The organism is Myxococcus sp. AM011, from assembly GCF_013372595.1.
Taxonomy (GTDB): Bacteria; Myxococcota; Myxococcia; order Myxococcales; family Myxococcaceae; genus Myxococcus; species Myxococcus eversor.
The window spans coordinates 1-3,671 of the sequence record NZ_JABXEM010000471.1; the positions used below are offsets into that span (position 1 = coordinate 1).

Sequence of the window (3,671 nt, forward strand, 5' to 3'; positions counted from 1 at the left end):
CTGTTCGACTACATCGAGGTCTTCTACAACCAGCAACGCATGCACTCGGCAATCGGCTACGCTGCGCCGGCTGAGTTCGAAAGAGCAGCGGCGTAGTCAACCTGTCCACCGAACCGGATCACGCCCAAACCATTGCCGAACGGTCAACGGAGAGCCTGTGATATCGCGTCGAACCGACGAATAAAAGGCGCTGACGTCGGTGTGCAGTTTCGTGTCCAGCGGGATGACGTTCTCGGTGTTGTGGAGAGACTGGGGGCCGAAGCGCTTCACGTTGCCCGGGGTCTGTTCGACGACGTGGTGCCATTCCTTCCCTGGGCCTGCTGGGCCCAGGGCCTTCTTGAAGCCACTGAACGAGCCCCAGGCCCTGTAACCAGGAGGGCGAGCTTTCGCGGCGGTACCGCTGCTGCTTGTGCCTCTGGCTGCCATGGCCAGCGCGCCGGGCGCGAGAGCGATGGTAATGGTCTCCGCGTTCACGGCCACCGTGCCCACGTCCGCGACCGCGGCGAGACGGATGCCCATGTGCGCTTCGGCCTGCACCGCCGCCTGCGCGGCACCGGGGAGCATGGGCACCTTCGACCCCATCCCAGCCGCCGTGTTCCCAATAGCGACCGTGGCCAACAGAACGAACGCTCGCGCCGCGTTGCGGCCCATGACCTCGCCGTAGCGCTCTCCGGCCTCGCGTAGTTCGTCGAACGAGGTGGCTTGCCCTGCCTCCTCCACCAGCCGCTTGAAGCCCATGACAAGGCTCCAGAACGTATCGATCCCCACGTAGGCAATGAGCGAGGCCGTCATCACGGCCGCGGCACCCTTCGAGAAGGGCTCGGGCACCGCGAGCAAGATACAGTAGGTGGTCCACGTCCAGAGAACCGCCGACATCATGGCCTGCGGGTTGGCCATGTCCTTGAAGCCGTCCATCATTTCGTCCACTACGGCGCCCTGGGCCAGGGCCATGGCCAATGCGTAGCGGCCATCCCCGGAGACAGTGGGACTCTCCACCAGGAGACGCAGGCAATCTCCGGGCTTGTTCGTGCGCTCACACCAGCGCAGATAGGCGCGCGTCAACCCCACCTCTATCGTGGTGGGTTCTCCCTCTAGATGTTCGCCTGGTCCCAGCGGGACGACACGGTGGCTACGTGTCTCGTACAGGTACGACCCACTGCGCGAATCCATCTCGAACAGCCGCCGAGCCGTTTCCTGGGGACGCGTGGAAGGCCGAACACTACGGGCCAGTGTTTCCAGGGCTTCAACGAAGTCGTCCTCGTCCAGCTCCACTGGTGCGGCATCGTCGCCGCGTGGAGTGAGCACGATGGGCTCGCCCTGGTCTGTGTGAAGACGCACGGACTTCGTGGTGCTCCTGCAGCCGGCCAGCAGCACGAGCAGCAAGGGCAGTGACCCTCGTGACCGCATGCGGCGCCCTCCTCTCGCTGGTCTCCTTTCAGTGGAGCCCATCGTCGATACGAAATCGAGCAATGCCAGCTATAGCAGACAGACGCTCTGGGTTGATTTGGTGAGCCGAGCGCGTGGAGCTGGCGGTGTGCTTGCTGGAACGGCACGCCGGAGAGCGTGATTGTGCGCAAGCCACCCGGTCCCCACAGATTGTGGGTGAACGGCCCCAGTGCAGTCTATGGCGTCGCTTCCGCTTCGACCACGAGGCCCAGAGCATACAGGCCGTCAGAGGGACCGGGCTGGTGGGGAGTGGCTACGCTCGTCCATCGTACTCCTGCAGGAAGCGCCAGGCCTCCGGCACGCAGTACGCCGAGGTTCCCGGTTGAAGCACCCTCCGGTGATGCTGGGGGCGCTCTCATACCCGCCCGCGCCGAAGTCCACGACGACCGCCTCTCCGTCCGAGGCCCGTACGACGACGTTGCTTTCCTTCAGGTCCCGATGCACCACCTTCGCCCGGTGCACGTCGCTCAGCCCCCGAGCCGCACCGAGCACCTTGAGCACGACCTCACGAGCCGAGGGGTTCTCCTTTCTGGCCCACAGCCCGGAAGCACGCTGGGATGCAGGGGAGGGTTCTATCCGCCTCGCCTCGGGCGGGGTGTGTAGGGGCGGTGTTCCTGGTCATGTCCTCAACCCGCAAGGGAACTCGTATGGGTTCCACCCGCGAAGTCGCGTGAAGGGGGGTTGGACCTAAAAGGTATATTATCGTTGAATCTGATGGGTAACATGCTCGGATGGCCGTTCACGCGGCATCCTCCCCCTTCCCCAGGTCTCCCCATGAACGAGAATCTCGCCCAGAGGATTGGAACCCAGGTCCGCTCCGCCCGGCATCGAGCGGGCCTGTCGCAAGAGCAGGTGGCCGAGGCCATCCAGGTGCCGACGCTGGTCCTCAGCCGCCTGGAGCGCGGGAAGCTGCTGCCCACCCTCCCCACGCTGGTGAGCCTGTGCGGTGTCCTCCGTATCCCCGTTGCCTTCCTCCTGGGCGGCAAGCCCCCGGAGGTGCCTTCCCCCAGCAGGACCGTCCAATAGGGGCACCGCGAGGCGCGGTGTTGCTCGTGCATCGACATGGCCACCGAGATGCGGCAGGAAGAAGCGTCCGCGAAGCGTTGGCGCTCCTGCCCGCGCCAGACCTTGGCTCTCGGTGTTCCTGGTACCCCGACGCATGAACGAAGAACTGGCGATCCGTATTGGAAGTGCCGCTCGAGAGTCCCGGGGGCAGCTCGGGCTCACGCAGGCGGAGGTGGCCGAGAAGCTGGGCCTGGCGCACATGGTCTACAGCCGGCTGGAGCGCGGGAAGATGCTGCCCAGCGTCCAGACCCTGCTGCGGATGTGCTCCGTGTTGCGACGCTCCTCGGACGAGCTGTTGGGCCTCACGGATGGAGAGGAAGGGGCGAAGCCGAGCAAGGGGGCGCGTGGACGGGGTGGGGCGCCCAAGCTGCGCCAGCTCACCGGCCTCGCGCGCAAGATGGATGAAGAACAGCTCGATGCCCTCGTGAAGGTGGCCCAGGTGTTGTTGCGCTGAAGTGGCGCGGGCCCTCACGTGGGCCCGCGTCGTTCGCGGCGATGCTCCGCCGCGCGTTCTCACTCTTCGTTCGGTGTGGGTGTGGCTGCTTCTTTCAGGGGCTATTCGTCATGAACCTGTAAGGCATTGCCCAGACGTGAAGAAGGATGCTGTTCGTGTGTTGGCGCGGCGCCCGAGGGCGCGTGCGGGGCACATGGCCAGAACCGGAAGGGTTTCCTCACCGATTCCAGCCAGTTAGAAGTGCACGAGCCGGGAATCGAACCCGGACGACCCTTGCGGGTCAGCGGATTTTAAGTCCGCTGCGTCTGCCTGTTCCGCCACTCGTGCCCAGCAGTTTCAGGCTCTTACTGGCCCCCATTGGCCCTCGCCGGTAGGGAGATAGTAGGAACGAAAGCTGCCTCCTACGACCCCTCCTGCCGGTCCCCCGGCTGCTACCGCCGCACGCTATCCTACACGTGACCGGCGCCCAAGCGCATTGGTGTTAGCGCTCTCCCTACGAAGGGACCAAGCCTTCCGCTTCTCTCCCCCTTGCCCCTACGTCTGGGACAGGAGCGGCTTCAAGAGCCCGGCTCGGTCCAGCAGCTCTCGCACCCGCTCGGCCAGCGCAACGTGCTCCGGATTGCTGGCCGTGAAGCGCTCGGGAGTGAGGATGACGAGGGTGCCCTTGTCCTCTACCAGCTCAATGCGCGCCGGGGCGGGGAGGGGG

General features: G+C 65.3%; 6 protein-coding genes and 1 tRNA gene. 3 read left to right on the top strand and 4 right to left on the bottom strand.

Annotated elements, in window-relative coordinates:
• Positions 1–96 (top strand): IS3 family transposase (locus HUW62_RS46175; RefSeq protein ID WP_147449029.1); only part of this gene is annotated, 96 nt, incomplete at its 5' end.
• On the opposite strand, the gene HUW62_RS46180 is transcribed toward HUW62_RS46175, so the two are convergent.
• Positions 97–1,374 carry a hypothetical protein gene (locus tag HUW62_RS46180; RefSeq protein WP_368670650.1) on the bottom strand — a complete coding sequence of 426 codons (1,278 nt, stop codon included), beginning with the start codon at positions 1,372–1,374 and terminating at the stop codon, positions 97–99.
• A 297-nt stretch (positions 1,375–1,671) separates the two neighbouring features.
• Positions 1,672–1,947, bottom strand: a complete 276-nt coding sequence (locus tag HUW62_RS46185) for a hypothetical protein (protein ID WP_368670649.1) — start codon at positions 1,945–1,947, stop codon at positions 1,672–1,674.
• 273 nt (positions 1,948–2,220) lie between these two features.
• On the opposite strand from HUW62_RS46185, the gene HUW62_RS46190 reads away from it, so the two are divergent.
• Positions 2,221–2,472 carry a helix-turn-helix domain-containing protein gene (locus HUW62_RS46190; protein ID WP_255204020.1) on the top strand — a complete coding sequence of 84 codons (252 nt, stop codon included), beginning with the start codon at positions 2,221–2,223 and terminating at the stop codon, positions 2,470–2,472.
• A gap of 133 nt (positions 2,473–2,605) precedes the next feature.
• Positions 2,606–2,965, top strand: coding sequence for a helix-turn-helix transcriptional regulator (locus HUW62_RS46195; protein ID WP_163862701.1), 360 nt, complete (start codon positions 2,606–2,608; stop codon positions 2,963–2,965).
• A 241-nt stretch (positions 2,966–3,206) separates the two neighbouring features.
• Here HUW62_RS46195 and HUW62_RS46200 read toward each other — a convergent pair.
• Both HUW62_RS46200 and HUW62_RS46205 read right to left on the bottom strand, forming a co-directional pair.
• Positions 3,207–3,292 (bottom strand) — tRNA-Leu (locus tag HUW62_RS46200).
• A 207-nt stretch (positions 3,293–3,499) separates the two neighbouring features.
• Positions 3,500–3,671: Imm52 family immunity protein (locus HUW62_RS46205; protein WP_255204022.1), on the bottom strand; the 172-nt coding region annotated here is incomplete at its 5' end.

Coding starts and splice junctions, on each gene's coding strand:
- HUW62_RS46190 (WP_255204020.1), top strand. CDS start 2,221: ATGAACGAGAATCTCGCCCAGAGGATTGGAACCCAGGTCCGCTCCGCC.
- HUW62_RS46195 (WP_163862701.1), top strand. CDS start 2,606: ATGAACGAAGAACTGGCGATCCGTATTGGAAGTGCCGCTCGAGAGTCC.